Below are 6,000 nucleotides of genomic sequence, written 5' to 3'. Positions count from 1 at the left end.
GTATTTAACTATTGTTACATTTATTTTGGCATTTTTAATCATTATTAATATATTGTTTGAGAGGTATGTTGTTAAAGAACATATGCTATTACTGAAAAGAGGATTTTTTAATAATAAATATAATATTTTCAAAATCGAACAAATTAATATGATTAAGTCAATAGAAGGAAATAGTATGTTAGAAATCATGATGAAAGATAAAACAATCGAAAAAATATCACCAATTGAAGAAAGAGAATTTATTATTACAGTTATGAGAATCAATCCTAATATAAAATTGAATAATAGTAATCGTTTAAGAGAATTTGAGAAATTACTTAAAATCTTAAAATCACAGGAAAGATTAAATAATATTCAAAATAAAGTGCATAAGATTGCACGTTCTGCTTAGGTTTGGTACATTTAAAGTGTTAAAAATTCAACTTATAAAGGAGATATTTAATGCCTACATTAATTCAAATCGAGAATATGGATCAAGCTCAAGCATTATTAGGAAATGGTGACGAGCATATTAAATATATTGAAAATGAACTCGGAGTGGATATATTAACACGAGGACAAGAAATTAGTGTGCGCGGTAAAGATCTTGAAAATATCGAAAAAGCAGAACTAGTATTACTGAACTTATTGAAGGTTATTGAAAGTGGTGCGAGTATAACTATAAATGATGTACAAGCAGCAGTTAAAATGGCTGATAAAGGTACGATTAATCAATTAATTAATTTATACGAAGAAGAAATTACAAAAGATAGTAACGGTAAAGTAATACGTGCAAAGACAATGGGACAAAGAATGTATATCTCGAACATAAAGAATAATGATTTAGTGTTCGGAATTGGACCAGCAGGAACAGGGAAGACTTTTCTAGCGGTTGTAATGGCAGCTAGAGCATTAAGATTAGGGAAAGTTAAAAGAATTGTATTAACAAGGCCAGCAGTCGAGGCTGGAGAATCTCTTGGTTTTTTACCGGGAGATTTAAAAGAAAAAGTTGACCCATATTTAAGACCGTTATATGATGGATTGCACACTGTTTTAGGAACCGAACAAACTTCTAGATTAATTGAACGTGGAACGATCGAAATTGCGCCATTGGCATATATGCGAGGTAGAACATTAGATGATGCATTTGTCATATTGGATGAAGCACAAAACACGACACATCCACAAATGAAAATGTTCTTAACAAGACTAGGTTTCGGCTCTAAAATGGTCGTCACAGGTGATAGAACACAAATTGATTTACCTAAAGGTGTAAAGAGTGGACTAATTGAAGCAGATAAACGACTAAGTGGTGTTAAAGGAATTGGCATGTCATACTTAGAACAAACAGATGTTGTCCGTCATCCACTTGTTGGAAAAATAATAAATGCTTACGAAGAGGAGATATAATATGCTCACTATGGATTTTATTGACGAACTTAACGTCATTGAAGAATCAACTAAAGATCAAATTGAACAACTTTTAAAATTTGCTGCTGAAAAAGAAGGCATTACTGAAGAAGCAGAACTTGCCATATCTTTTGTAGACGAAGATGAAATTCAAGCAATAAACCGTGAATATCGAGATAAAGATAAAGTAACGGATGTCATATCCTTTTCTTTAGAAGAGGATGAGCCAGAAATTGAAGGATTAGATATCCCAAGAGTACTAGGTGACATTATTATTTGTCTAGAAGTAGCAAAACAACAAGCTGATTCATATAATCACAGTTTGAGTAGAGAGTTAGGGTTTTTATCATTACATGGTTTCTTACATTTACTTGGATATGATCATATGACTGCAGAAGATGAAAAGAAAATGTTTTCTCGACAAGATGAAATATTAAATGATTTCGGGTTAACACGTGAATAAGTTTTTAAGAAGATTCAAAAATGCTTTAGCAGGGCTTGTTACAATTATAAATAAAGATTCTAATTTTGTCGTACATGTCATATGTGCAGTCATTGTCATCGTAATGGGCATTATCTTTAATCTAGATACTTATGAATGGTTGTGGATTATAGTTGCTATATTTAGTGTTTTAACTGCTGAAATATTGAATACTTCAATAGAATATGTAGTGGATATGGTGACGAAAGATTTTCATATATTAGCTAAGCATGCAAAAGATACTGCAGCATTCGCAGTGTTTGTAACATCAATGATGGCTTTAATAATCGGGATAATTATATTTTTGCCTAAAATAATACACATTTTCTAAAGGGGAATTAATATGGAATTTAAACAAGAGTGGTATGAAGGTGCTCGTGAAGCACAACAAAGAGCATATGCACCATATTCACAATTTAAAGTGGGGGCATACCTTATAACGAAAGATGGGAAAGCATATTATGGTGCTAACATAGAAAATGCAGCTTATCCATCAACAATATGTGCTGAAAGATCAGCACTTGTAGCGGCAATGTCAGATGGCTATAGACCAGGAGACTTCAAATGTATTACAATTACAGTCGATGCAGATAAACCTTCATCACCATGTGGAACATGCAGACAAGTCTTAAAAGAATTATGCGATGATGACATGCCCGTATATTTAACACATCAAACAGATCAAAGGATGGAAACTACAGTTAATGATTTATTACCTTTAGGTTTCTCAGGAAAGGATTTAGAATAAATGAATGAATTTAAATCAGGCTTTATATCGATAATAGGGAGACCAAATGTTGGTAAATCTACTTTTATGAATAAAGTAATAGGACATAAAGTTGCCATTATGTCAGACAAAGCACAAACTACAAGAAATAAAGTGCAAGGTGTATTAACTACTGATGATGCACAGATGATTTTTATAGATACACCAGGAATTCATAAGCCTAAACATGCTTTAGGTGATTACATGATGAAAATTGCGAAAAACACTTTAAAAGAAGTGGATTTAATTATGTTTATGGTTAATGTGGATGAAAGTATTGGTAAAGGCGATGAATATATTATTGAATTGCTGAAACAAACTAAGACACCAGTATTTCTTGTATTAAATAAGATTGATTTAATTCACCCTGATCAATTATTAGTGGAAATTGAAAAATATCAAAAAACAATGGAATTCGCTGAGATTGTTCCGATTTCAGCATTAGAAGGTTTAAATATTGAAACTTTACTTACACAGTTCAAACGCTACCTAGAAGAAGGTCCTATGTATTATCCAAAAGATCAAATTTCAGATCATCCTGAACAGTTTGTAGTAGCGGAATTAATAAGAGAGAAAGCATTACATTTAACGAATCAAGAAATTCCTCATGCAATTGGGGTTAACGTTGATAAAATGACAAAAGCCGAGAATGAAAAAGTTCATGTTGAAGCAACTATTTATGTTGAGCGTGATTCTCAAAAAGGTATCGTGATCGGTAAAGGCGGTAAGATGCTTAAAGAAATTGGTAAACGTGCGCGACGCGACATTGAAATGTTATTAGGTTCTAAAGTTTATCTAGATTTATGGGTTAAAGTACAGAAAGATTGGCGCAATAAACCGAACTTTATTAAGCAAATGGGTTATCGTGAAGACGAGTATTAAGAATATGGAGGCGATGATGAAGTGCTTTATAAACAAGAAGGATTTGTCATTCGCTCAGTAGATTACGGTGAAAACAATAAAATAATTACGATACTAAATGAACACGGTCATAAAGTACCTTTAATGGCACGTGGTGCAAAAAAAACAAGTCATCCTTTACAAAGCGCTACACAGCCATTTGTACATGGCTTGTTTATTTTTTCTAAATTTAAAGGAATGGGCACGCTTTCCTCTGCAGATATTATAAATAGTCATAGAATATTGCAAACGGATTTATTTAAAAGTGCCTATGGTGCTTATGCAATTGAGATAGTGGATAAAGCTTTGGAGGAAGATGATCAAGATGTGTTCTTTTATGAGCTCATTATAGCTGTTTTTCAAGCGATTGAGAAAGGTGTAGACGAAGACACTATGTGTATGATTGTTGCGCTTAAATGCATGCCTAAATACGGATATGAACCTATGTTCAATGCATGTATCGTAACAGGTGATATGAATCAACAACAGTTGAACGCTTATAGCTTTAAATTAAATGGTCCTTTAAGTAACCAAGCACTTTCACATGATGAACATGCTATTAGAATATCAAATCGTGCATTGTACCTTATGAATTTAATGTATCAACTTCCACTTCAACATTTAAATAGTTTTAAGATTAATGAGAATATAAAGAAAGAAATTCAAAACTTAATAGATAGTATGTATGATGAATACATAGGTGTCATATTTAGATCAAAGAAACTCATTAAACAATTAGAAAACTTAAAAATATAAAGGATTAAATATTTCGAGTCTAATCCATGTAGTATGTAACTGCGAACAATATCGAAAGTTTAAATTAAAAAACCTATCACTTTAACTGAAAAATCAGTTAAGTGATAGGTTTTTTATTATATTGAGTTGGAGAACATAACCCAACAGTTTTTGTTTAAAGTTTTAAGTTAAAATCTAACTTTATCAGCTAAGAAATGCTCAACTTCATCAATTGGCATACGTACTTGTTCCATTGAATCACGGTCACGAACTGTAACTTGATTATCTTCTAATGAATCAAAGTCAAATGTAATACAATACGGTGTACCGATTTCATCTTGTCTACGGTAACGTTTACCAATTGATTGTGACTCATCAAAATCAATTGCAAATTTTTCACTTAGTTTTTCGTATACTTTAATTGCATCTGGTGATAATTTTTTACTTAAAGGCAATATCGCTGCTTTATACGGTGCTAAAGCAGGGTGGAAACGTAATACTGTACGTTGGTCTTTTTCGCCTTCATTTTCTTCTTCATAAGCGTCGCATAAAAATGCTAAAGTTACGCGATCAGCACCTAAAGAAGGTTCAATACAATATGGGATATATTTTTCGTTTGTTTCTTGATCATGGTATTTGAAGTCTTCGCCACTGAATTCACTATGTTGTTTTAAGTCAAAGTCCGTTCTAGACGCTATGCCCCATAGTTCACCCCAGCCAAATGGGAATTTATATTCAATATCAGTTGTTGCATTTGAATAGTGACTTAATTCATCTTCGTCATGGTCACGTAATTTAGTGTTTTCTTCTTTAATACCTAATGTTTTTAACCAATTCGCTGCATATTCTTTCCAGTAAGTTTGCCATTCCATTTCTGTACCAGGCTTACAGAAGAATTCTAATTCCATTTGTTCGAATTCTCTAGTTCTAAAGATAAAGTTACCAGGTGTAATCTCGTTTCTAAATGATTTACCTACTTGTGCAATACCAAATGGTAATTTTTTACGCATTGAGCGCTGAACATTTTTGTAATTTACAAAAATACCTTGTGCAGTTTCAGGACGTAAAAATATTTCGTTAGTAGAAGATTCAGTAACACCTTGGAAAGTTTTGAACATTAAATTGAATTGACGAATGTCAGTCCAGTTAGCCGTTCCACTTTCAGCACATGTAATACCTTTATCATCTATAAATTGTTTCATTTCATCAAAACTCATACCATCAGCTATGAAGTGCTCGTCACCTTCAACATTATGCATATAGTCTTCGATTAATTTATCTGCTCTATAACGGATTTTAGAATCTTTATTGTCAATCATTGGATCATTAAAGTTAGATAAATGTCCTGACGCTTCCCAAGTTCTTGGGTTCATTAAAATTGCTGCATCTAATCCAACATTATATGGAGACTGTTGAACGAATTTTTGCCACCAAGCTTTTTTGATATTATTTTTTAATTCAACACCAAGTGGACCATAGTCCCATGTGTTTGCTAATCCACCATAAATTTCACTACCAGGGAATACAAAACCTCTGTGTTTTGCTAATGTAACTACTTTTTCCATATCATTTGCCATAACTATCACTCCTATTTAAAATTAAAAAAGTCCCAAGACATCATTAAATAATGCCTTGGGACGAGTATATAACCCGCGGTACCACCCAAATTAGTGTTGCCACTCACTTTATATATAAAAATTATAAGCCAAAATTCATGTGTTAAGCTTTC

General features: G+C 32.4%; 8 protein-coding genes. 7 read left to right on the top strand and 1 reads right to left on the bottom strand.

The window, feature by feature from the left end; translation table 11 throughout:
* From CD111_RS10910 to recO, 7 genes are all read left to right on the top strand, one after another.
* On the top strand, window positions 1–391 hold a 391-nt coding region (locus tag CD111_RS10910; protein WP_103268512.1), incomplete at its 5' end, for a PH domain-containing protein.
* Window positions 392–441: 50 nt separating this feature from the next.
* A complete protein-coding gene (locus CD111_RS10905) occupies window positions 442–1,389 on the top strand; it encodes a PhoH family protein (protein WP_095087737.1) in 948 nt (315 codons plus the stop codon).
* Window position 1,390: 1 nt separating this feature from the next.
* Window positions 1,391–1,852, top strand: a complete 462-nt coding sequence (gene ybeY, locus CD111_RS10900) for an rRNA maturation RNase YbeY (protein ID WP_095087740.1) — start codon at window positions 1,391–1,393, stop codon at window positions 1,850–1,852.
* Complete coding sequence (locus tag CD111_RS10895; protein ID WP_095087743.1) at window positions 1,845–2,201, top strand: diacylglycerol kinase family protein; 357 nt, start codon at window positions 1,845–1,847, stop codon at window positions 2,199–2,201. Before ybeY ends, CD111_RS10895 begins: the two co-directional genes overlap by 8 nt.
* Window positions 2,202–2,213: 12 nt before the next feature.
* Window positions 2,214–2,618 (top strand): cytidine deaminase, encoded by a 405-nt coding sequence (gene cdd / locus CD111_RS10890; protein WP_095087746.1) that lies wholly within the window; start codon window positions 2,214–2,216, stop codon window positions 2,616–2,618.
* On the top strand, window positions 2,619–3,518 hold the full coding sequence (era, locus tag CD111_RS10885) for a GTPase Era (protein WP_095087749.1): 900 nt from the start codon (window positions 2,619–2,621) through the stop codon (window positions 3,516–3,518).
* 21 nt (window positions 3,519–3,539) lie between these two features.
* Window positions 3,540–4,292 carry a DNA repair protein RecO gene (gene recO, locus CD111_RS10880; RefSeq protein ID WP_095087752.1) on the top strand — a complete coding sequence of 251 codons (753 nt, stop codon included), beginning with the start codon at window positions 3,540–3,542 and terminating at the stop codon, window positions 4,290–4,292.
* Between the two features lie 167 nt (window positions 4,293–4,459).
* Here recO and CD111_RS10875 read toward each other — a convergent pair whose 3' ends face one another.
* A complete protein-coding gene (locus CD111_RS10875; RefSeq protein WP_095087755.1) occupies window positions 4,460–5,848 on the bottom strand; it encodes a glycine--tRNA ligase in 1,389 nt (462 codons plus the stop codon).
* Between the last annotated feature and the right edge of the window lie 152 nt (window positions 5,849–6,000).

The organism is Mammaliicoccus stepanovicii, from assembly GCF_002902525.1.
Classification (GTDB): Bacteria; Bacillota; Bacilli; order Staphylococcales; family Staphylococcaceae; genus Mammaliicoccus; species Mammaliicoccus stepanovicii.
This window is presented reverse-complemented; position numbering and strand designations above follow the sequence as displayed.